This is a genomic window from Bacillus sp. FSL W8-0920, assembly GCF_038593215.1.
GTDB classification, from domain to species: Bacteria; Bacillota; Bacilli; order Bacillales; family Bacillaceae; genus Bacillus; species Bacillus pumilus.
Genome location: NZ_CP151974.1, coordinates 3,787,114 through 3,808,261, shown reverse-complemented (window position 1 = coordinate 3,808,261; position 21,148 = coordinate 3,787,114). Strand labels below are relative to the sequence as shown.

The 21,148-nt window shown below is 41.7% G+C and carries 24 protein-coding genes; 19 read left to right on the top strand and 5 right to left on the bottom strand.

The annotated features are described in order from the left end of the window. The first annotated feature begins 13 nt into the window (after positions 1–13). The 5 genes from rsmG (at position 14) to NSS78_RS19510 (ending at position 4,502) form a co-directional block, all read left to right on the top strand. Positions 14–733, top strand: coding sequence for a 16S rRNA (guanine(527)-N(7))-methyltransferase RsmG (rsmG, locus tag NSS78_RS19530; RefSeq protein ID WP_003215161.1), 720 nt, complete (start codon positions 14–16; stop codon positions 731–733). Positions 734–838: 105 nt separating this feature from the next. Continuing rightward, positions 839–1,714 (top strand): nucleoid occlusion protein, encoded by an 876-nt coding sequence (gene noc, locus NSS78_RS19525; RefSeq protein WP_003214896.1) that lies wholly within the window; start codon positions 839–841, stop codon positions 1,712–1,714. A 118-nt stretch (positions 1,715–1,832) separates the two neighbouring features. Further along, positions 1,833–2,657, top strand: coding sequence for an orthopoxovirus pf05708 family protein (locus NSS78_RS19520; RefSeq protein WP_212046502.1), 825 nt, complete (start codon positions 1,833–1,835; stop codon positions 2,655–2,657). 236 nt (positions 2,658–2,893) lie between these two features. Beyond that, complete coding sequence (gene soj, locus NSS78_RS19515; RefSeq protein ID WP_034620351.1) at positions 2,894–3,655, top strand: sporulation initiation inhibitor protein Soj; 762 nt, start codon at positions 2,894–2,896, stop codon at positions 3,653–3,655. After that, complete coding sequence (locus tag NSS78_RS19510; RefSeq protein ID WP_003214953.1) at positions 3,648–4,502, top strand: ParB/RepB/Spo0J family partition protein; 855 nt, start codon at positions 3,648–3,650, stop codon at positions 4,500–4,502. Before soj ends, NSS78_RS19510 begins: the two co-directional genes overlap by 8 nt. A gap of 25 nt (positions 4,503–4,527) precedes the next feature. Here the strand turns inward: NSS78_RS19510 and yyaC are convergent, their stop codons facing one another. Further along, positions 4,528–5,154 (bottom strand): spore protease YyaC, encoded by a 627-nt coding sequence (gene yyaC, locus NSS78_RS19505; protein WP_003215235.1) that lies wholly within the window; start codon positions 5,152–5,154, stop codon positions 4,528–4,530. Positions 5,155–5,226: 72 nt separating this feature from the next. Between yyaC and NSS78_RS19500 the strand changes: the two genes are divergently transcribed. Further along, a complete protein-coding gene (locus tag NSS78_RS19500) occupies positions 5,227–6,282 on the top strand; it encodes a hypothetical protein (RefSeq protein WP_003214632.1) in 1,056 nt (351 codons plus the stop codon). A gap of 25 nt (positions 6,283–6,307) precedes the next feature. Here the strand turns inward: NSS78_RS19500 and NSS78_RS19495 are convergent, their stop codons facing one another. Both NSS78_RS19495 and NSS78_RS19490 read right to left on the bottom strand, forming a co-directional pair. Then, positions 6,308–6,718 carry a hypothetical protein gene (locus NSS78_RS19495; RefSeq protein WP_003215287.1) on the bottom strand — a complete coding sequence of 137 codons (411 nt, stop codon included), beginning with the start codon at positions 6,716–6,718 and terminating at the stop codon, positions 6,308–6,310. 15 nt (positions 6,719–6,733) lie between these two features. After that, the gene (locus NSS78_RS19490; protein ID WP_212046503.1) at positions 6,734–8,053 is read right to left on the bottom strand and encodes a hydrolase; all 1,320 of its coding nucleotides are present in this window, start codon (positions 8,051–8,053) and stop codon (positions 6,734–6,736) included. Between the two features lie 294 nt (positions 8,054–8,347). Between NSS78_RS19490 and NSS78_RS19485 the strand changes: the two genes are divergently transcribed. The 10 genes from NSS78_RS19485 (at position 8,348) to wrbA (ending at position 16,274) form a co-directional block, all read left to right on the top strand. Next, entirely contained in the window at positions 8,348–8,554 is a 207-nt protein-coding gene (locus tag NSS78_RS19485) for a DUF951 domain-containing protein (RefSeq protein ID WP_012011910.1), read from the top strand. Positions 8,555–8,770: 216 nt separating this feature from the next. After that, on the top strand, positions 8,771–9,871 hold the full coding sequence (gene ychF / locus NSS78_RS19480; protein WP_003214682.1) for a redox-regulated ATPase YchF: 1,101 nt from the start codon (positions 8,771–8,773) through the stop codon (positions 9,869–9,871). Between the two features lie 108 nt (positions 9,872–9,979). Further along, positions 9,980–10,267, top strand: coding sequence for a 30S ribosomal protein S6 (gene rpsF, locus NSS78_RS19475; protein ID WP_003215073.1), 288 nt, complete (start codon positions 9,980–9,982; stop codon positions 10,265–10,267). Positions 10,268–10,303: 36 nt separating this feature from the next. After that, the gene (ssbA, locus tag NSS78_RS19470) at positions 10,304–10,849 is read left to right on the top strand and encodes a single-stranded DNA-binding protein SsbA (RefSeq protein WP_003215157.1); all 546 of its coding nucleotides are present in this window, start codon (positions 10,304–10,306) and stop codon (positions 10,847–10,849) included. Between the two features lie 44 nt (positions 10,850–10,893). After that, positions 10,894–11,133 carry a 30S ribosomal protein S18 gene (gene rpsR, locus NSS78_RS19465; RefSeq protein ID WP_008347556.1) on the top strand — a complete coding sequence of 80 codons (240 nt, stop codon included), beginning with the start codon at positions 10,894–10,896 and terminating at the stop codon, positions 11,131–11,133. 210 nt (positions 11,134–11,343) lie between these two features. Beyond that, positions 11,344–12,309, top strand: a complete 966-nt coding sequence (locus tag NSS78_RS19460) for an ABC transporter ATP-binding protein (protein ID WP_212046504.1) — start codon at positions 11,344–11,346, stop codon at positions 12,307–12,309. Then, complete coding sequence (opuFB, locus tag NSS78_RS19455) at positions 12,302–13,819, top strand: osmoprotectant update ABC transporter permease/substrate-binding subunit OpuFB (protein ID WP_212046505.1); 1,518 nt, start codon at positions 12,302–12,304, stop codon at positions 13,817–13,819. The genes NSS78_RS19460 and opuFB overlap by 8 nt, the downstream gene beginning before the upstream one ends. 191 nt (positions 13,820–14,010) lie before the next feature. After that, positions 14,011–14,982 carry a ring-cleaving dioxygenase gene (locus tag NSS78_RS19450; protein ID WP_249118366.1) on the top strand — a complete coding sequence of 324 codons (972 nt, stop codon included), beginning with the start codon at positions 14,011–14,013 and terminating at the stop codon, positions 14,980–14,982. Next, positions 14,979–15,587, top strand: a complete 609-nt coding sequence (locus tag NSS78_RS19445) for an alpha/beta hydrolase (protein WP_034620304.1) — start codon at positions 14,979–14,981, stop codon at positions 15,585–15,587. Before NSS78_RS19450 ends, NSS78_RS19445 begins: the two co-directional genes overlap by 4 nt. 18 nt (positions 15,588–15,605) lie before the next feature. Next, on the top strand, positions 15,606–16,274 hold the full coding sequence (gene wrbA / locus NSS78_RS19440) for an NAD(P)H:quinone oxidoreductase (RefSeq protein WP_212046507.1): 669 nt from the start codon (positions 15,606–15,608) through the stop codon (positions 16,272–16,274). 48 nt (positions 16,275–16,322) lie between these two features. On the opposite strand, the gene katX is transcribed toward wrbA, so the two are convergent. Beyond that, positions 16,323–17,912, bottom strand: a complete 1,590-nt coding sequence (gene katX, locus NSS78_RS19435) for a catalase KatX (RefSeq protein WP_268459977.1) — start codon at positions 17,910–17,912, stop codon at positions 16,323–16,325. Between the two features lie 104 nt (positions 17,913–18,016). Here katX and NSS78_RS19430 point away from each other — a divergent pair, with 104 nt between their 5' ends. From NSS78_RS19430 to NSS78_RS19420, 3 genes are all read left to right on the top strand, one after another. Continuing rightward, positions 18,017–18,673, top strand: a complete 657-nt coding sequence (locus tag NSS78_RS19430; protein ID WP_342468255.1) for a hypothetical protein — start codon at positions 18,017–18,019, stop codon at positions 18,671–18,673. A gap of 148 nt (positions 18,674–18,821) precedes the next feature. Then, entirely contained in the window at positions 18,822–19,316 is a 495-nt protein-coding gene (locus tag NSS78_RS19425) for an RNA polymerase sigma factor (RefSeq protein WP_050944666.1), read from the top strand. Further along, positions 19,317–20,174, top strand: a complete 858-nt coding sequence (locus NSS78_RS19420; RefSeq protein ID WP_327840794.1) for a DUF3298 domain-containing protein — start codon at positions 19,317–19,319, stop codon at positions 20,172–20,174. It begins immediately after the preceding gene. Between the two features lie 44 nt (positions 20,175–20,218). Here the strand turns inward: NSS78_RS19420 and NSS78_RS19415 are convergent, their stop codons facing one another. Beyond that, positions 20,219–21,148 (bottom strand): manganese-dependent inorganic pyrophosphatase, encoded by a 930-nt coding sequence (locus tag NSS78_RS19415; protein ID WP_327840796.1) that lies wholly within the window; start codon positions 21,146–21,148, stop codon positions 20,219–20,221.

Below are 21,148 nucleotides of genomic sequence, written 5' to 3'. Positions count from 1 at the left end.
AAAGGATGTCGGCATGAACATTGAACAATTTACAGCAGCACTAGAGGAGAAAGGGATGACTCTTTCTCCTGTGCAGCTTGAACAATTTGAAACTTACTTCCGCATGCTTGTAGAATGGAACGAGAAAATGAATTTGACGTCCATTACTGAAAAGGAAGAAGTGTATTTAAAGCATTTTTATGATTCAATTTCCGCATCATTTTTCATTGATTTTCACAAAGTAACGACGATTTGCGATATAGGAGCTGGTGCTGGTTTCCCAAGCATTCCTCTTAAAATTTGCTTCCCTCATCTACATGTGACCATTGTTGATTCTCTTCAGAAACGAATTACGTTTCTCAATGAGTTAGCAAAAGGGTTAAACTTACAAGATACTACTTTTTATCATGATCGTGCGGAGACATTTGGACAACGTAAGGAAAAGCGTGAAAGCTATGATCTTGTCACTGCTAGAGCGGTTGCGCGTTTATCCGTCTTGAGCGAACTATGTCTGCCCCTTGTAAAAAAGGAAGGATTGTTTGTGGCATTAAAAGCATCTGCTGCTGATGAAGAAATGCAAGCAGGGAAGAAAGCCGTTACTGTCCTCGGAGGAGAGGTTGTTGAAAAGCATTCCTTTGTCCTTCCTTTAGAAGAAAGCGAACGGAACATCATTGTCATTGAAAAGAAAAAGCAAACACCAAAAAAATATCCTAGAAAACCAGGAACACCTAATAAATCACCAATAGAAGGTTGATCATGTAAAAGGTCGGTTTTTCTTCAATATTTAAGATTTTACAGAAGGAAAAAACATGAGAAAATAGAATTATAAAAAGGTAGTTTTTAAAGGTGGTGTAGGTTCATGAAGCATTCACTCTCACGCTTCTTCGGGCTTGGTGACAAAGAACATCCTGAGCGTGAAACCGAAATAGAGGCAGAGATTGCTGAGCATGATACATTAAAGGAAGAGATACAGGAGCTCCCGGTCGACACAATTATGCCAAACCGTTTTCAGCCACGCACCATTTTTTCAGAAGAAAAGATACATGAGCTGGCCACGACGATTCATACCCATGGCATTATCCAACCTATTGTTGTCAGACCGACAGAAGAAGAAGGAAAATATGAACTGATCGCCGGCGAAAGACGTTGGAGAGCGGTACAGACTCTTCACTGGGAGAAAATCCCCGCTATTATAAAAGATTTTACTGATACGGAAACGGCATCTGTGGCATTGATTGAAAATTTGCAAAGAGAAGAGCTGTCTGCTATTGAAGAGGCTCATGCCTATGCACGTCTTTTAGAGCTTCATGATTTAACACAGGAAGCGCTTGCTCAGCGTCTAGGTAAGGGACAATCAACTGTTGCAAACAAATTAAGACTTTTAAAGTTGCCTGAAGAGGTACAACAGGCCATCCTAGAGAAAAAAATCTCTGAAAGGCATGCACGTTCACTTGTACCCCTAAAGCTTCCAGAATTACAAATCGCGCTATTGCAGGAAATCATCGAAAAACAGCTGAATGTAAAACAGACTGAAGAGCGTGTAGTGAAAATGCTTGAACAAAAAACAGATCGCAAACCGAAGCCAAAACGTAAGGCGTTTAGTCGTGATACACGAATTGCGATGAATACCATTCGTCAGTCTCTCCATATGGTAGAAGACAGCGGGCTTAAAATAAATACCGAGGAAGAAGAATTTGAGGAATATATCCAATTAACAATTCGGATTCCTAAATAGAAAAAAGCTGATGAGAGCCACTCGTCAGCTTTTTTTATTGGTTCTACTTTATATTTACTTATTATTCACAAATTGGTAAAATATGATTTTCATAGAGGAAAGGAGGTGACATGACTCGATGAAAATGAAAAAGACGAATTTTGTTATTATTTGTTATTTACTATTTTCTTTTTCTCTTTTTACAAATGAAACAACCACATTTGCTGTGAATTCGCCAACGGTTCCTGCAGAAGAAAGTCCGCTGACCAAAAAAGAACTGAACGTCCTGAAGAAACAAGGTGTTGTTTCGAAGGAGATCACTTTAGATCAATTAAATCATGAGCATGAGTCTCAGGACGACACAATTGACCTGATTTCAGCTGGCGATCATTTGAAGGCTTATGGCTTACAACAAAACAAGCAGGATGAGTTTGTGACGGATGAAAAGCAGCACACCATCAAGCGCCTTTTAGGAAAGCCGTATCCTGGTACCGATATTTTGCCTAAAAAAGGGGATATATTGGTGACAAACACTGATGCTTTGAAGGGCATCGTTGGACATGCAGGTATCGTCATTAATGAGAAGAGCTTTGCTTCTATTCCAGGGTTTCGACAGCATCCTCAGCTTGATTCCATTCTTAACTGGTTTCGCTATAATGCCAATACAAAGGTCATTCGTATTAATCAAGAGAAAACAGCAGACCTAGCTGGGGAATGGGCGCGCGATTATGTGAAAGCTCATCCAAAGGCTCGATACTCCATCACCATGTCTATTCAATCACTGGACCCGACTTATTGTTCAAAGATTGTGTGGCAGGCCTATGCCAAAACAGGCGATGCTGTAGGACATGCGACATTTACCATTAAGACCCCCTATGGATTCTTAAAAAAGAGAAGCTATAAAACGGTGACCCCTAAGATTATTGTGAACGAAGGCCGTACAATTGGTGGATTACATTTTTGACAAGTGCCCCTCACTTATGATGGAAGTGAGGGTTTTTTATGCATATCTTTTTCTTCAAAAAGATATATTGATATATTTTTTACTACGTTTAAGTTCGTCTTTTCATGTACGAAAATAGACATTTGCTGACGAATATATAATGGAGAAACAAAAAAAGCAAACGTTTCATACTTTTTTTGATAGAATAGGAAGTATGAATGAATGAGAAACTTGTTAAGTTGAAAGTGGGTGACATCGTGGGAAAAATCATAGCGATTACCAACCAGAAGGGCGGCGTCGGGAAGACGACAACTTCTGTTAATTTGAGTGCGTGTTTAGCATACATAGGTAAACGAGTGTTGTTAGTTGATATTGATCCGCAGGGCAATGCCACGAGTGGTATTGGGATTGAGAAGGCCGACGTAGAGAAGTGCGTGTACGATATTTTAGTTGATGATGCAGATGTTCTTGATGTGATTAAGACGACAGAGGTCGAAAATCTTGATGTCATTCCTGCGACGATACAGCTTGCAGGGGCTGAAATAGAGCTTGTGCCTACGATTTCACGTGAAGTGAGATTGAAGAGAGCACTTGAATCTGTTAAGCAAAATTATGATTATATGATTATTGACTGCCCGCCATCACTCGGATTACTGACGATTAATGCGTTAACAGCATCCGATTCCGTTTTAATCCCGGTACAGTGCGAATATTATGCGCTTGAAGGATTGAGCCAGTTGTTAAACACCGTTCGTCTCGTGCAGAAACATTTAAATACGGATCTCGCAATTGAAGGTGTCCTGCTGACAATGCTTGATGCACGAACAAATCTTGGGATTCAAGTCATCGAAGAAGTGAAGAAATACTTTAGAGATAAAGTCTATCAGACCGTGATTCCGCGAAATGTAAGACTGAGTGAAGCGCCTAGTCATGGGAAACCGATTATCTTGTATGATCCACGTTCAAGAGGTGCAGATGTCTATTTAGACTTAGCAAAGGAAGTGGATGCGAATGGCTAAAGGTCTTGGAAAGGGTATTAATGCACTATTTAACACTGTAGACTCAAATGAAGAAACGGTTGAAGAAATCAAAATAAAGGATTTGCGTCCAAACCCGTATCAGCCAAGGAAAACGTTTGATGAAGATGCATTGTCTGATCTCAAAGAATCCATTCAGCAGCACGGTGTTTTACAGCCAATCATTGTCCGTAAATCGATTAAAGGATATGACATTGTAGCAGGTGAACGTCGTTTCCGTGCAGCACAACAAGCTGGTCTGACAACGATTCCTGCTATCGTCAGAGAATTTTCAGAAACGCTGATGAGAGAGATTGCCCTTTTAGAAAATCTGCAACGCGAGGATTTATCTCCATTAGAAGAAGCGGAAGCCTATGCTTCCTTACTAGATCACTTAAGTGTGACGCAAGAGGAATTAGCGAAGCGATTAGGGAAGAGCAGACCGCATATTGCGAACCATCTCCGTCTTTTGACTTTACCGGATGAAGTACAAAAGCTGATTGCAGATGGAAAGTTATCGATGGGTCATGGAAGAACATTGCTTAGCTTGAAAAACAAAAATAAGCTGGCGCCATTGGTAAAGAAAATTGTGGACGAGGGGTTAAACGTACGTCAGGTTGAGAAACTTGTTCAGCAATTAAACGAAAATGTTCCACGTGAAACAAAGAAAAAAGAAGCACCAAAGGATCGAGTGTTGAAAGAAAGAGAGTCTTTCTTACAAAACTACTTTGGCACTTCAGTGTCGATCAAGAAACAGAAGAAAAAAGGAAAAATAGAGATTGAATTTCTCTCCAACGAAGATTTAGAAAGAATCCTCGAATTGCTTTCTACAAGAGAATCATCAGAGTGACCATCTTGATACGAGATGGTCTTTTTTATATTCTCCCAGTGATATTTTGAATAGGAGCGAAGAGAGAACGGCTTTTTTCTCTTGTCCAATCCATTTGATCAATATGAGATAGACTTTCAGAAAGTGTATTGGCCATAGACATGACAAGATGAAGGCGTGTGTTTTGGAGAACGAAGTATTCCATAAAGCCGCTCACATTGACGATCCCATTAATATGAATATCTCCTACCTCTGGCAGCTCCTTTTGTACGCCCGCTCCAGGCTTTAACGGTCCATCTCCAATTTGGAAGGAGCCTACACTTTTCACTCTTCCTAAACAGGCATCAATCGCTACAATAAACGGATGTTTATGAGCTTGTTCAATTTCGGCGAGCTTTTCTTTTAAATTGACCGCATGAACTGGGTCAGAGAGCGTGCCATATACATGAAGCTTTTTCAAATCAAGACCTGAAAGCTTTGTACCAACAAGTGGACCTAGAGAGTCGCCAGTTGAGCGGTCTGTTCCAATACAAACGATGGCAACGGGTCTTTTTCCTGCTTTCTGAAGATGCGAGAATAAAATACTTTTAAGCTGTTGAATGGCGTTTGTATCCGTATGGGACACGTATTCTTTCACCCTATTTCTAAAAAAAAGACCGTTCTTGCTATTCATAGGTCTCACTTCCTTGTCATAGTAGTTAGTAACAGTATACGGAAACAAGCTTAATTCTATACCTATGAGGTGATGATTGTGTGGAAGGCTGGTTCAAGGTGGACGCTTTTAATTTTAGGAAGCTTAATAGGAGCGGGGTATGCTTCCGGCCAAGAAATTTGGCAGTTTTTTGGCATTGATAGTGGACTAGCCATTCTACTGTTTACATTGATGTTTATGCTGTCTACCTATGTGGTGTTGAAAATCAGTTATGAGGTACGTGCCGATCACTTTGTGCCAGTGCTAGAGCGGCTTGTCGGTCCATGGCTGGCTAAAGTGTATGATGTTTTAATTGTCCTTTATTTATTCACGACAACGACAGTCATGATTGCCGGTGGCGGGGTGACACTCGAGATGTATCATGTGCCATTTTGGATTGGCATCGGTGCATTTTGTCTGTTTTCATTTATGATTTTTTTCTGGGATGTGAAAGGGCTTTTATCTGTGAATGCTTTCATTATACCAATTTTGGTGGCGGGGCTCATCTATGCATTTGTTTTTTATTATATGAACCATGATCATATGTGGCGGATTGATTTTGGGCAGCAGTACAATTGGCCTGCCAGCATTGTCTTTGCTTCTTTGAATATATTATCTGTAGTCGCAGTGCTGTCTTCGGTTGGAAAAGAAATGAAGGGGCTTGGCGAGGCAAAAGTGGCGAGTATATTAAGCGGCCTGATTTTTGGGGTCATCTCGTACGTGTATAACGAAATACTGGTTGATATTTCTGGGAGCCTATCAGCAGAAGGCATTCCTTTGTTTACAGTATTAGAAGGAGCGCCGACATCATTGTTTGTGTTTATGACCGTTGTCCTTTGTCTAGCTATTTATACGACGACAGCGGCAGGTTTATTTGGTTTATCCAGCCGAATGCTCTCTTTTGTACCATTGCCTCGCTGGCTGGTTGTGCTCGTGATGCTTCTGTTGATGGCGCCTTTAACATCTCTTGGGTTTGCCGATTTAATTGCTTTCTTGTATCCGATATACAGCTTGCTGAATCTTTATTTGCTTGTCTGTTTAATGCTATATCCGATTTTAAGTAAAAAGATATTTTCTCGCCCTAAAAATTATATTGATAAAATAAAATAAGCACCTCTCTTTGTCAGAGCTGTGCTTATTTTATCCGAATAGAGTCAATGGCGTCTTTGATATCATCATAGACTGGCATTTGCTTGAGACGCTGAAGGCGTTCCTCTAATTCTGAAATGGCTTGTCCCTTTAAATGCTGGGAGATGTGTTGCTTGACAATGGTCGTCTGGTTGATCATGTCTTCGGTTTTAGACAATTGATACTCCAAGTGCACGCGAGTGTTTGCTAATTCGTCATGCAGTCGCATTTTGAGCAGCCGTTTTAGATCTTTTCGCTGTCCTTCTCTTCGTAGGGCCTGAATTGCGGCTATTTCTTCTGGGGACTGCGTTTGCGTTTGTGGTGCCGATTGATTTTCAAATACAGACATGGATCGGCGGGTACTCACATTTTGCAAGAAACGCTGGGCGTCACTAGGAGGTTTATTTTGATTGATCATGCGGCGACTCCTTTCTTAATGAATACCCATTTGCATCGCAAGGCGCCTATCTGCCTTGGCGTAATCATCACCCATTGTGTACATATGTCTTGAAAGGGAAGAAAGTTCTTGTTCGTAATCTCTCAAGGTGTACAGGGCATTCAGTTGTTTTTCGTGTGAATAAAAGGAGGAATGATGTTGTTCCATCCTCACTTCTTCTACCAATGCTTCCACATCACTTGAACTTAATAAATCATAGTGGCCAAAGCCGACGAGTCCTTTGAGCTCTTGTTTTACATGCTGGACGGCGTCTTTTACACTTTCATCGATCCCATCGATTTTATCAAATATAGTGTGTACTTCATGTTCAATCACACTTTGGAGATCGTAGGATGAATTTTTCAGTAAATGGGATTTTATGATAATTTCTAGACCGCTTTGTGCATATGCACGTCCAGAATGGATTTCTTGCAACAGCAAGGCTGTAAAACTTGTATTATGATCAAGCTGTTCATCTAAAATCCGGGCAGATCCATCTTTGTGGAATGAATACCCATTTCCTTTTAAACTCCCAGAAATAAGAGCTAAAAAGGCATTTGTATCAAAGGATTCGTTCCATTCTATATTCATAGACGCAAAAGCTGATTTTAAAAAGGTGTCAATTTCTCTTTGTTTATATTTAACGGATTCTTGGACGTCGCCTTGCTGCCTTGGCGGTACGGTGTACTTCACTTGACCAACTCCATGATCATGGCGATTGAGTAAACCTACATAATGACTGGGTTGAATATATTCAGTCAAGATCCGTTTATATTGACCTTGCTGCGCTTTCTGCTGAATCGAAGGCGCCAGACTGCTCCATATATTTGGGCTATCAAAGGTGACGGCTTTTTTGACAGCTGGCTGTTCTGTCGCAACATAAGCACAAACAGCACCGGCAAGGGCTTGTCCAGTGAGATAGATACCTGCATTGGGATGCTTCTGGCTGACTTGCTCTATGTATTCCTTCCCTTTAAAAAAGACATGATCTTGATTGCTATCAAGGGACTTCCTTTCAATGGGATAGGCATAATCCGTTTTGAGCAATGACTGTGCCGCGGTGTGTACATCTTGTGGCGAGGTCACCGGCATTTGCTTTGGCATCGGACAGTGAAAAGCGACGATGAACTCGTCTGATTGTTCAGGCTGCATCGTTAAACCATATAATTGATGATCGACCTTGAGAAAATCATGGACAGTGAGCGTTTGCTGACCTATTTCTATCGTATGGTGCTGCTGGTAATTGTCTATGTTTCCAGCATGATCGGATATGATTTTATATTCTTTATCAGTTAATCTATCCTTTCGATTGACCATCGTACCTGCTCCCTCACATAACATTTATGCAGATATCATAAATCAAAAAATATGGAAAAACCACAGCGTTCTACCAATAAAAACCTTTTGACCTACGGTGTTTGTGACAATATTGAAAAAAAGCGGAGTTTAAGTAACTATTGGTCACAAATAAAATGATCTAAAAGAAGGGTTTTTTCTATAAAAAAGAATAGGATGAACGATTGAAAGAGGGTCTTTGCTTTGTGCATTGCTCTTCATCGCCGTTTTTTTGTACAATAGATTCAATGAAGTGAGCAAGAGAGGTGAAAGCTGATGGCAGACAAAGCGTTTGGGTTACATGACGTCGTTGAAATGAAAAAACCCCATCCATGTGGTGTCAATCGGTGGAAAGTGATTCGGTTGGGCATGGATATTCGCATTAAATGTGAAGGCTGCGGGCATAGCGTCATGATCCCAAGAAGAGACTTTGAACGAAAAATGAAGAAAATTCTCGTCAAGCATGAGGAGCCAACTGCTTAAGTAGGCCTCATGCTTTTTTGATGAAATTCTTCTTTTGTATAGAAGAATTAGATGCAAATTCCCGTTTTGAAGGATTGATTTATTCTTTTTGGCAATGTTTCTTCTATTGATAATGCATAACGGTTAGCTTGTCTTTTCATGTAAACCTACTTATAATTGCTCTAGGTTCATATTACGCAGTATAACGAGCACGTTTGATATAGAGGAGATGAAAGAATGGCTTTAACAGCTGGTATTGTTGGCTTACCTAACGTCGGGAAGTCAACGCTATTTAATGCAATTACACAGGCTGGAGCGGAGTCTGCTAACTATCCGTTTTGTACCATTGATCCAAACGTCGGAATTGTAGAAGTTCCAGACGAACGTTTGCAAAAACTAACAGAATTGGTGCAGCCGAAAAAGACAGTTCCGACTGCTTTTGAATTCACTGATATTGCCGGTATTGTCAAAGGAGCTTCAAAAGGTGAAGGTTTAGGGAATAAATTCCTTTCTCACATTCGTCAAGTAGATGCGATCTGTCACGTGGTGAGAGCTTTTGCAGATGATAACATCACACACGTATCAGGTAAGGTTGACCCTGTGTCAGATATCGAAACCATTAATTTAGAGTTGATTTTGGCTGATTTAGAAACAGTTGAAAAACGTTTGGCTCGTGTGAGTAAGCTTGCAAAACAAAAGGATAAGGAAGCGGTAGCTGAATTTGATATTTTGTCGAAGCTAATGAACGCATTTGAAGCTGGGAAATCGGCAAGATCTGTAGAATTTACAGATGAGCAGCAAAAGCTTGTGAAACAGCTTCATTTACTCACATCTAAACCAGTTCTTTATGTAGCAAATGTGAGTGAGGATGAAGTAGCAGATCATGACGGCAACGAATATGTGCAGCAAATCCGTGAGTTTGCTTCTAGTGAAAATGCTGAAGTCATCGTCGTATGTGCGAAGATCGAGTCTGAAATTGCAGAGCTTGAAGGAGAAGAGAAGCAAATGTTCCTTGAAGAGCTTGGCATCAAAGAGTCAGGTCTAGATCAGCTGATTCAAGCATCTTATTCACTTCTTGGTTTAGCTACTTATTTCACAGCAGGTGAGCAGGAAGTACGCGCTTGGACGTTTAAAAAGGGAATGAAGGCACCGGAATGTGCTGGAATCATTCATACGGACTTTGAACGTGGGTTTATTCGTGCTGAAACGGTTGCATATGAAGATTTACTTGCTGGTGGAAGCATGTCTGCTGCAAAAGAGGCTGGAAAAGTCCGTCTAGAAGGTAAAGAATATGTAGTGAAAGATGGAGACGTCATTCATTTCCGTTTTAATGTATAGGTTCTTGTCATAGGCCAAGTAATTTGTTATAATATACAATTGTGAGTAATATAATTTATTGCTCCTTGCCCGTATAGGGCCGCTTAGACCAAAAGGAGGTGCAATCAGATGAGAAAGTACGAAGTTATGTACATCATCCGCCCAACAGTTGACGATGAGGCTAAAAAAGCAGTTATCGAGCGTTTCAATAACGTGTTAACTTCAAACGGTGCGGAGATCACTGGAACAAAGGATTGGGGTAAACGTCGTCTTGCATACGAAATCAACGATTTCCGTGAAGGCTTCTACCAAATCGTAAACGTTCAATCTGACGCTGCAGCAGTTCAAGAATTTGACCGCTTAGCTAAGATCAGTGACGATATCATTCGCCACATTGTTGTTAAAGAAGAAGTATAAATCATTGAAATATATATTTAAAGGTGGTCTTTCAATATGCTAAACCGTGTTGTATTGGTCGGAAGACTAACAAAAGACCCTGAGCTTCGCTACACGCCTAATGGTGCGGCTGTAGCCACGTTTACTCTAGCTGTGAATCGTACGTTTACGAATCAATCTGGAGAGCGTGAAGCCGATTTCATTAACTGTGTTACTTGGAGAAGACAAGCCGAGAACGTGGCTAATTTCTTGAAAAAAGGAAGTCTTGCCGGTGTAGACGGTCGTTTGCAGACAAGAAACTATGAAAATCAGCAAGGACAGCGTGTCTTCGTGACAGAAGTTCAAGCTGAAAGTGTTCAATTTCTTGAGCCTAAGAGCGGCGGTGCTGGTTCAGGTGGATACAGCGGCGGTGGCAATAGCGGAGGCCAGTATTATGGCGGTAGCCAAAACGATCAGAATCCATTCGGAAATGAACCAAGTCAAAATCCATATGGCAATCAAAGCAACCAACAAAATCGTAATCAGGGAAATAGCTTCAATGATGACCCATTTGCGAATGACGGTAAACCGATTGACATCTCCGATGATGATTTGCCATTCTAATTGATCTGAAAAAACTAATGACTAAAGGAAAGGTGTGAAAACAAATGGCAGGTGGACGCAGAGGCGGTCGTGCGAAACGTCGTAAGGTATGTTTCTTTACTTCTAACGGTATCACGCACATCGATTACAAAGATGTTGATCTTCTTAGAAAGTTTGTTTCTGAGCGTGGTAAAATTTTACCTCGTCGTGTAACAGGAACTAGCGCTAAGTATCAACGTAAATTGACATTAGCGATTAAAAAATCACGTCAAATGGCATTACTTCCATACGTTACTGGTGAGTAAGTCGTTGACTTAAAAGCGGAGAGCCTCGAGCTCTTCGCTTTTTTTATTGTCTCAAGAAGATCTCATCCGAACTGACTAGAGCTGTTTTTGGCGGGCTCCTTAGGGGAAGTATGTAAAAGAGAGTAAAAGTGACAGTTTGTTCTATACAAATATGGGGTCGATCTGTCATATTGGTAGTCTAGAAAATAATTGCAGTCAGGGCGTGGGAAGATGATTGAATTTAGGAAGGTATCGATGCAATTTTCAGATGAGCGTTATGCCGTTGAATCCGTTGATTTAGAAATTCAAAAGGGTGAGTTTTTTGTTTTCATTGGACCTAGTGGAAGCGGGAAAACGACGACATTGAAAATGATCAATCGTCTCATTTCTTCTACGGAAGGTGAGATTTACATAAAGGGCCAAAATATAAATGATTATGATATGTATGAGCTGCGCTGGGATATTGGGTATGTTCTGCAGCAAATTGCTCTTTTTCCTCATATGACCATTGAAGAAAATATCGCTGTGGTGCCAGAGCTCAAGCAATGGAGTCGGAATGAGATTAAAAAGCGAGTGGATGAATTGATGCAGATGGTAGGGCTTGATCCTGCTATGTATCGACATCGGAAGCCGTCAGAGCTATCTGGTGGACAGCAGCAGCGTGTCGGTGTGGCACGCGCACTTGCAGCTGATCCTGAGATTATCCTGATGGATGAACCATTTAGTGCGTTAGATCCACTAACGAGGGAGAAATTGCAGGATGATCTGCTTGATTTGCAGCGCCGTATTCAAAAGACCATTGTTTTCGTGACGCATGATATGCAGGAGGCGATGCGGCTTGGTGATCGAATTTGTATCATGAAGGAAGGGAAAGTGGTGCAGATTGGTCGTCCAGAAGAATTGGTTCAACACCCAGTCAATGCTTTTGTTCGGGAGTTTGTCTCAGGTGCTGCTCGCCATGTAGGACAACAAGCGTTTGAGCTAGAGGCCATGGCTAGACCAATGCCTCATGAGTCTCTTTTAGGCTATGAAGCGACCACAGCACATGCCACGCTGGATGAGGTCTTATCCCAATTGGCAAAGCATGAGGAATTGGCTGTGGAAAAGGATGGGGAGCGAATTGGACTAGTGAATCGTCAAGCGGTGATTCAGTTTTTAGCTGATTCTCCTAGAGAGAGGGGCGAGTCACATGAATGATTGGATCAGTGTGTTATTGGATCGAAAAGAACAATTGGGACACGCCTTGCTTGAGCATATTCAAATTTCGTTTATTGCTTTATTTTTAGCCATTTTGATTGCCATTCCCTTAGGTATCTATTTAACGAGGGTGCCAAAGCTTGCAGAATGGGTGATTGGGGTGACGGCGGTCTTGCAAACAATCCCGTCGCTTGCGCTGCTTGGCTTGCTGATTCCTCTCGTTGGGATTGGGCAAGTGCCTGCGATTATTGCGCTTGTCGTTTATGCCTTACTCCCTATTTTAAGAAATACATATACAGGCATTCAGGAGGTCGATCCTTCCCTGAGAGAAGCGGCGCTTGCCATGGGAATGAATCACCGCAAACGATTATTAAAAGTAGAGCTGCCTCTGGCCATGCCAGTCATCATGGCAGGTATCCGAACCGGGATGGTTCTCATTGTGGGAACTGCCACACTTGCCGCACTGATCGGAGCTGGGGGATTAGGAAGTCTGATTTTGCTGGGAATTGACCGAAATGATATGTCACTCATTGTCATTGGCGCTATACCAGCAGCCTTACTCGCACTCTTATTTGATGTGGTGCTGCGTACGTTTGAGAAAATTTCTTTTAAAAAGACTGTGATTTCTGTGACGGTTTTTGCTGTGATTGCAGGAGCTATTGTCGCGGGCCCAGCACTTTTTCAACAAGAAAAAAAAGAAATCACCATCGGTGGAAAGCTAGGATCAGAGCCTGAAATTCTGATCTCGATGTATAAGCTTTTAATTGAACAGGATACGGATATTCAAGTCAATCTTAAGCCTGGTCTTGGCAAGACGTCTTTTGTTTTTCAAGCTTTACGTTCTGGTGATATTGACATTTATCCTGAGTTTACGGGTACTGCAATTTCTGAGTTCCTTAAACAAACAGCGAAAAGCACAGATAAAGAAAAAGTGTATGAGCAAGCGCGGCGCGGTTTGGAATCATCCTTTCAGCTTCGCCTTCTTGAGCCGATGGCTTACAACAATACGTATGCTTTAGCCGTGCCTCAGTCGCTAGCTGATCAATATGATGTATCCAATATTTCTGATCTAGCTAAAATCAAGAATCGCATAAAGGCTGGATTCACCTTAGAATTTTCTGATCGACAGGACGGGTATCGAGGTATTCAAAAGACCTATCAATTTTCCTTTGATGATGTAGTGACGATGGAACCGAAGCTTCGGTATCGAGCGATTCAAAAAGGAGATATCAATTTAGTCGATGCGTATTCGACAGACAGTGAATTGAGGCAATACAAATTAAAGGTGCTTGATGATGATCAGCATGTTTTCCCGCCATATCAAGGAGCACCGCTGTTAAGGCAGGAGACATTAACGGAGTACCCTGAGATTGAGGCTTCTCTCAATAAGCTTGGTGGTCAAATCACAGACGATGAGATGAGAGAAATGAATTATGAAGTGAATGTGAAAGGTAAGGATGCATTTCAGGTAGCGAAAGCCTATTTAAAAAAGAAAAAATTACTGCGATAATCATGGAAGAGCAGGTCTGTTATGCAAAAGCAGACCTGCTTTTTTAAAAGGAAAAACAAAAATCGTTGACTTTTATTTAAAAACATCATATCCTTAATTCGAGATAAATATATTTTTTTGTTTTAATATCTCGAATTCGAGATAATATAAAGACGTCAGTAAAGACATAATGAATAGAGGCTTGTTACTTCATGATTAGGAGGTCATTAGAAGTGAAGAAAACAGAAGGAATTCACCATATCACTGCAATTGTAGGGCATCCTCAGGAGAACGTTGATTTTTATGCAGGTGTTTTAGGACTTCGTCTCGTGAAGAAGACCGTGAATTTTGATGATCCAGGTACTTACCATTTATATTTTGGAAATGAAGGAGGATCTCCGGGAACGATTATCACGTTTTTCCCTTGGCCAGGTGCTCAAAAGGGACAAATTGGCGCAGGTCAAGTGGGCGTGACGACATATGTCGTACCGCCAGGCGCTTTCTCTTTCTGGAAGGAACGTCTTGAGCAATTTGATATTTCTTATGAAATGGTTGAACGCTTTGGTGAAGCCTTTCTCTCACTTGAAGATCCACACGGCTTGTTGATTGAGCTTGTAGAGCGTGCGGAAGGGAAACAAAATGATTGGACATTTAACGGAGTCACACCAGATGTTGCGATCAAAGGATTTGGCGGAGCTGTTTTGTTAACATCACAGCCTGAGCAAACGATGCAGCTGCTCGAACAAACAATGGGTTTTGAACGAGTCGGAGCAGAAGAGGACTATGTGAGATTTCGTTCGTTTGGTGAGGTCGGCAATGTCATTGATGTGAACAAGACACCTGTTGCACGCGGACGTATGGGTGTTGGGGTTGTGCATCATATTGCATGGAGAGCGACAGATGATCAGGATCAATTAGATTGGCAAAGACATATTGCGCAAAGCGGGTATCAAGTGACACCTGTGCAAGATCGAAATTACTTCAATGCCATTTATTTTAGAGAGCTTGGCGGCATATTATTTGAAATTGCGACTGATCCTCCAGGGTTTGCACACGATGAATCAGTGGAAACTATGGGTGAAGCATTGAAACTGCCACCGCAATATGAAGCGCAGCGCAGTCAGATTGAACAAATTGTGCTGCCAATAGAAGTGAGAGAGTTGAAAGGGAAAGGAGATTTATGATGAAACATCTTTTTCGAAAAGGAAAGAATGAACAAAGACCTGTTTTGTTATTACTGCATGGTACTGGCGGGACGGAAGAAGATTTATTGCCGCTTGCCGATTTAGTAGATGCTGACGCATCCGTTCTTAGTGTGAGAGGGAATGTGTTGGAAAACGGTATGCCGCGCTTTTTCAGACGTTTAGCAGAGGGTGTTTTCGATGAGCAGGATTTAATTGAGCGGACAGAGGAACTGTATACATTTATCGGAGAAGCAGCAGATGAATATGGGTTCGATCGTCACAATGTCGTCGCTCTCGGATATTCCAATGGGGCGAACATTGCAGGAAGTCTTTTATTCCATTACGAGGATGCGTTAAAAGGAGCGATCCTGCATCATCCAATGGTTCCAAGACGCGGAGTTTCATTGCCTTCATTGGCGGGGAAACAAGTCTTTATCGCAGCTGGTGAAAATGACCCAATGTGCCGTCCAGAGGAATCACAGGAGCTTGAGCAATTGCTGCAAGGCGCAGGCGCTTCGGTCACACTACATTGGGAAAATCGCGGACATCAGCTAACGAGAGAAGAAGTCGATGCTGCGGCATTATGGTATCGTCGTCAATTTTAATGAAGGTAGGGAATATAGATGGGATTTTTACAGAAGCTTTTTGGGCAAACCAAACAAAAGGAGATGGAACAAATGGAAAACGTAAAATTAGCAATTATTTATTATAGTTCAACAGGTACAAACTATCAGATGGCAAAATGGGCAGAGGCTGGAGCGAAAGAAGCTGGCGCTGAAGTGAAAGTATTAAAGGTTGCTGAATTGGCACCAGAAGCAGTTGTAGCATCAAATCCAGCATGGAAAGCACATTTAGACGAAACAAAGGATGTTCCAGAGGTTCAATTAAGTGATTTAGAGTGGGCAGATGCCATCATCTTTAGCATGCCAACACGTTTTGGTAACCTACCGGCTCAAGTGAAGCAATTCTTAGACACAACTGGCGGCTTATGGTTCCAAGGGAAATTGGCAAACAAAGCAGTGAGTGCGATGACCTCTGCACAAAACCCAAATGGTGGGCAGGAGCAGACCATTCTCAGTCTTTACACAACGATGTTCCACTGGGGAGCGATTATTGCCGCTCCTGGATACACAGATGACTCATTATACGGTGCAGGGGGCAACCCTTACGGCGTGAGTGTCACTGTTGATCAAAATGGAAAGATCCAAGAGGACGCAGAAGCTGCTGCAAAACATCAAGCAAAACGTACAGTCAATGTAGCAGAATGGATCAAAAAAGGTCAAAACGCTTAATCAATGAATACAAAAAGAATGCAGCCCAGGCGCTGCATTCTTTTTTATTTAATAAGGATCTGATGGTGTACTGTTGTTGATCGCTTCGTCTACAGCTTGTGCGGCGCCTGTAGATCCTATAGGTCCGCTTGGCTGCTCTTGTTTAAAAGCTTTTAAGCCGTCAGCGACACGCTTTCCGTAATCAGGGTCAGCCTTTGTAAAGTTTTCGATCATTTGCTCTTGAATGTCTGTTTGACAGGTCGCAAGGGTGTTGACTAAGTTCTTAATCAATTCTTCACGTTCCCAATCATTGAAGCGGCGATACGTTTCTCCGGCTTGTCCGAAGTTGTTTGGGCGGTCAATGGCTTCCCGTTTGACGTTACCCTCTACAAAAGGCGTATGATCCTTTCCATCCTGCTTGGCTTCTTTTAATCCGCCGAGGATCGATGGTTCATAATTCACATGGGGATTTTGTCCTTTGCCTTGATCGACCTGGTATTCCATTTGCCCATCTCTTTGATTCGTGGCGACATGCTTTTTCGGTGCATTGATCGGCAGCTGTAAATAGTTCGGTCCCACACGATATCGCTGCGTATCAGAGTAAGAGAAGGTGCGCCCTTGAAGCAACTTATCATCTGAGAAATCCAAACCGTCTACGAGAACGCCAGTCCCAAAGGCAACCTGCTCAACTTCTGCGAAATAATTTTCTGGATTTTTATTTAATACCATCCGTCCGATCGGTTTCCATGGATAGTCATCCTTGTACCAAAGCTTTGTCGGATCAAGCGGATCAAAATCGAGGTGAGGGTGGGCATCATCTTCCATGATCTGCGCATAGACCTCCCATTCAGGATGATCTCCTTGCTCAATGGCTTCATATAAATCCTGTGTGGCATGATTAAAGTTTTCACCTTGTATCGCTTGAGCCTGTTCTTGCGTCAGGTTGCGAATCCCTTGCTTCGGTTCAAAGTGATATTTGACCAGCACTGCTTTTCCTTCATGGTTCACCCATTTGTACGCATGGACACCTGAGCCTTGCATGTGGCGATAGGTTGCTGGGATGCCCCAAGGTGAGAAGAGAAATGTCACCATATGCGTCGCTTCAGGAGATTGCGAAACGAAATCAAAAATACGCTCGCCGTCCTGCCGATTGGTGACAGGATCAGGCTTAAAGGCATGAACCAAATCTGGAAACTTCAAAGCATCTCGGATAAAGAAAATTTTCAGGTTGTTTCCAACGAGGTCCCAGTTGCCTTCTTCTGTATAAAATTTAATCGCAAACCCTCTCGGATCGCGCAACGTTTCTGGCGAATGACCGCCGTGAATGACAGAAGAAAAACGGACGAAAACAGGTGTCTTTTTCCCTTTTTCCTGAAATAACTTTGCTCTTGTATAAGTAGAAATAGGTTCATCACCGAATGTGCCATAGGCTTCAAAATAACCGTGAGCTCCGGCCCCGCGCGCATGGACGACACGTTCAGGAATACGTTCGCGATCAAAATGACTGATTTTCTCTAGGAAATCGTAGTTTTCAAGCGTAGTGGGTCCTCTATTCCCAACGGTTCTCATATTTTGATTGTCTGTTACGGGATGACCTTGACGATTTGTTAAAGTGTCTTCTGACTCTGAAGATGGTTTAGGGTGTTGATCTTCTTTCAATTAAATCCCTCCTTCAATATCTCCCTAACAATATGGTCATCTTTCTCCCTATTTCATACAAGGATTGATATAATGATTGAAAACTTTCACGAGGAGCGAACCTGATGATTCGATTACACTGCCTTCATGCCCATCCGTCTAATCAGTCCTATATAGAAGAGGTGTTTGGTGATACAGATGTTGAGCTGCATCACACGGTCGATTCATCATTTATAGAACGTGCTACACAAGATCCCGATTTTAATCCTCACAAGCAGCAAACCTATGCCATCAACAAATTGATGAAAGAAGATGAAGCCGACATCATTCTGCTCACGTGTACACAATACATTGCCGCCTTGGGTGATCAGCAGTATCTCTTTAAGCAACCGATTGTTCCGATTGATGAACCGTTATTTGAACTGATTTGTCAGAGAAAAGGGCCTCTTCAACTTGTGTTTTCAAACCCGGATACAGTGGATGGGACAATGGAGCGGCTTAAATCATATGCAAAAGAGCACGGCAAACAGATTGATGCAGAGGTTATGGTGATGGAGGATATCTTTCACCTTTGCCTAAACGGTGACATGCATGCTTATGAGGAGCAAATTAAAAAGCAGCTCAGAAGATGTATGAAAAAAAGTGGAGACATTTGCGTGATGCAGCTATCGATGGTTTATGCGGCACAGCAGATGGAAAAGGAGACAGGCATTCCGATCATTCATCCGCTTTCCCCACTTAAACAGTTTGTCCATCAAACAATATCCGCTTTGAAGGAGTGAACCTGTCTGGTTCGCTCTTTTTGTATAGAAACGGAAATGGGATGACATGTTAAAAAATAATCGAGCGCAAACTATTTTCAAAAGGTGCGCGTCTATCCATTGTAAGAAATAACCGATGCGCATTTAAGATAAAGGAGCTCTTTGTAAAATGAAGAAACGAAAAATAGAGGATCAATTTGCTGATTACGTAATGGAGCATAAACACAGTTTTTATCGATTGTCCTATAGTTATGTCAAAAACCCAGAAGATGCGATGGATGTCGTTCAAGAGGCGATTCATAAAGCACTCAAATCTGTTCACCGATTAGAGGATGCGACCAAGATGCATAGCTGGTTTTATAAAATCGTGGTGAATGCTGCCCTAGACTTTTTACGAAAGAAGAAGCGGGTGCAGGTGACAGACGATGACACGCTTGAATTCTTATCACAGGGTGAATCAGATGTATATGAAGATCAAGATGTCAGACGAGCCATAGAGGACTTGCCCGACATGTACCGGGTCATCATTATCTTGAGATTCTTTGAAGATTTAAAACTAGAGGACATCGCCCACATTCTCGAAGAAAACGAAAACACCATCAAAACAAGATTATATAAGGCGTTGCGGCTTTTAAAAGTAGAATTATCGCAGGAGGAAATATAAATGGATAAGTATTTGGAACAGTTAAAAGAGGAATATTTAGAAATCCCTATTCCGCCGGAATATGATGCTATGGTTGAACGGACATTAAAACGAAAAAACAAAAAACCTCATTTTCAGCAATGGACGATCGGACTTGTTGCTGCGGCTGCTCTATTTGTCACGACTGTGAATGTCAGTCCACAGGCGGCAAGAGCGATTTCGGAAATACCTGTCATTGGCGAGCTGGTGAAAGTCGTGACATTCACAGAATTTAAAAAGAGCGATCAAGGAACGAATATTGACCTTAAAACACCACACGTTTCAGGGCTTGGGGACGGAAAATTACAAGACAGCCTGAATCAAAAATATTTAGCTGAAAATAAAAAGCTGTATCAAGATTTTGAGAAGGAAACAAAGGGTTATAAAAATGGTCATTTAAGTGTAGAGAGCGGATATGAAGTGAGAACAAACAATGATCAAATTCTTTCACTAGGTCGATACAAGGTGACGACTCAAGCTTCTGCGGCAGAGGAAATGACGTATGATACGGTGGATAAGAAAAATCATGTACTCATTACATTACCAAGCTTGTTTAAAGATGACCATTATATTGATGTGATTAGTGAAAATATTAAAGACCAAATGAAGAAACAGATGAAAGAGGATTCAAATAAGATTTATTGGATTACCAAGCAAGATACGGTTGATCCGTTTAAGAAGATTCAGCCAGATCAAAGCTTCTATATCAATTCAAAAGGCAAACTGGTGATTTCCTTTAATGAATATGATGTGGCGCCTGGTTACATGGGTGTAGTGGAATTTACGATTCCAACAAGTGTGTTAAAGGATGTCCTTGTAAGTGATATGTACATTCATTAAAAGAAGAAACAAGACTGCTGAACATGTCAGCAGTCTTGTTGTGTTTATGAAGAAAGTGCGTCTGTCAGTGCAGGTACGACTTGTTTCTTTCTTGATACAACACCTTTTAGTAAAGCGGTGTTGTTTTCAAGTGTGACGTTAAATGCTTTTTCTACTTTTGCAGCTTCGGCACCGAGTGCAAGTGCAAGAGAGTCATTTTCTAGGATGTCTGTGATCACTAGAACGAATAGATCAAGACCTTTCGCTGCGATGACTTCATTGATTTTCGCTTCAATATCAGCCTGTCTTGCTGTAACTTCTGCGATATCTACTGTATTGACTTGCGCAATTTCCACTTTGCTATTGCCTAGTGCGAATTCTTTTGCATCAATTGTAATTAGTTCTTGAACCGTTTTTTGGCTTAGGTCAGCGCCAGCTTTTAGCATGTCTAGGCCGTAAACTTCTGGATCTACCCCTGCAATTTCAGCTAGCTCATGCGCAGCATCAATGTCTTGTTGTGTGCATGTTGGTGATTTGAATAGCAAGGAATCAGAAATGATTGCAGATAAAAGCAAACCAGCGATTTCTTTTTCAATCTTCACTTGGTTCTCTTTGTACATTTTGTTTAAGATGGTTGCTGTACAGCCAACAGGCTCAGCACGATAGTATAGAGGTTCACTTGTTTCAAAGTTGGCAATACGGTGATGGTCAATGACCTCAGTCACTTGTACTTGATCAATATCGCTTACACTTTGTTGGAATTCGTTATGATCGACAAGAATGACTTGCTTTGTTTCGTTTGCAGCCGTTTCAATGAAACGAGGTGCTTCTTGTTTAAAGAAATCTAATGCGTATTGTGTTTCTCCATTGATTTCTCCAAGTCTGACGGCTTCTGCTTCGACGCCGATTTTGTTTTTTAGATCAGCGTAAGCGATAGCAGAGCAAATCGTGTCTGTGTCAGGGTTTTTGTGTCCGAATACGAGTGTTTTTCCCAT

Coding starts and splice junctions, on each gene's coding strand:
- rsmG (WP_003215161.1), top strand. CDS start 14: ATGAACATTGAACAATTTACAGCAGCACTAGAGGAGAAAGGGATGACT.
- noc (WP_003214896.1), top strand. CDS start 839: ATGAAGCATTCACTCTCACGCTTCTTCGGGCTTGGTGACAAAGAACAT.
- NSS78_RS19520 (WP_212046502.1), top strand. CDS start 1,833: ATGAAAATGAAAAAGACGAATTTTGTTATTATTTGTTATTTACTATTT.
- NSS78_RS19510 (WP_003214953.1), top strand. CDS start 3,648: ATGGCTAAAGGTCTTGGAAAGGGTATTAATGCACTATTTAACACTGTA.
- yyaC (WP_003215235.1), bottom strand. CDS start 5,154: ATGAATAGCAAGAACGGTCTTTTTTTTAGAAATAGGGTGAAAGAATAC.
- NSS78_RS19500 (WP_003214632.1), top strand. CDS start 5,227: ATGATTGTGTGGAAGGCTGGTTCAAGGTGGACGCTTTTAATTTTAGGA.
- NSS78_RS19495 (WP_003215287.1), bottom strand. CDS start 6,718: ATGATCAATCAAAATAAACCTCCTAGTGACGCCCAGCGTTTCTTGCAA.
- NSS78_RS19490 (WP_212046503.1), bottom strand. CDS start 8,053: ATGGTCAATCGAAAGGATAGATTAACTGATAAAGAATATAAAATCATA.
- NSS78_RS19485 (WP_012011910.1), top strand. CDS start 8,348: ATGGCAGACAAAGCGTTTGGGTTACATGACGTCGTTGAAATGAAAAAA.
- ychF (WP_003214682.1), top strand. CDS start 8,771: ATGGCTTTAACAGCTGGTATTGTTGGCTTACCTAACGTCGGGAAGTCA.
- rpsF (WP_003215073.1), top strand. CDS start 9,980: ATGAGAAAGTACGAAGTTATGTACATCATCCGCCCAACAGTTGACGAT.
- ssbA (WP_003215157.1), top strand. CDS start 10,304: ATGCTAAACCGTGTTGTATTGGTCGGAAGACTAACAAAAGACCCTGAG.
- rpsR (WP_008347556.1), top strand. CDS start 10,894: ATGGCAGGTGGACGCAGAGGCGGTCGTGCGAAACGTCGTAAGGTATGT.
- NSS78_RS19460 (WP_212046504.1), top strand. CDS start 11,344: ATGATTGAATTTAGGAAGGTATCGATGCAATTTTCAGATGAGCGTTAT.
- opuFB (WP_212046505.1), top strand. CDS start 12,302: ATGAATGATTGGATCAGTGTGTTATTGGATCGAAAAGAACAATTGGGA.
- NSS78_RS19450 (WP_249118366.1), top strand. CDS start 14,011: ATGATTAGGAGGTCATTAGAAGTGAAGAAAACAGAAGGAATTCACCAT.
- NSS78_RS19445 (WP_034620304.1), top strand. CDS start 14,979: ATGATGAAACATCTTTTTCGAAAAGGAAAGAATGAACAAAGACCTGTT.
- wrbA (WP_212046507.1), top strand. CDS start 15,606: ATGGGATTTTTACAGAAGCTTTTTGGGCAAACCAAACAAAAGGAGATG.
- NSS78_RS19430 (WP_342468255.1), top strand. CDS start 18,017: ATGATTCGATTACACTGCCTTCATGCCCATCCGTCTAATCAGTCCTAT.
- NSS78_RS19425 (WP_050944666.1), top strand. CDS start 18,822: ATGAAGAAACGAAAAATAGAGGATCAATTTGCTGATTACGTAATGGAG.
- NSS78_RS19420 (WP_327840794.1), top strand. CDS start 19,317: ATGGATAAGTATTTGGAACAGTTAAAAGAGGAATATTTAGAAATCCCT.
- NSS78_RS19415 (WP_327840796.1), bottom strand. CDS start 21,148: ATGGGAAAAACACTCGTATTCGGACACAAAAACCCTGACACAGACACG.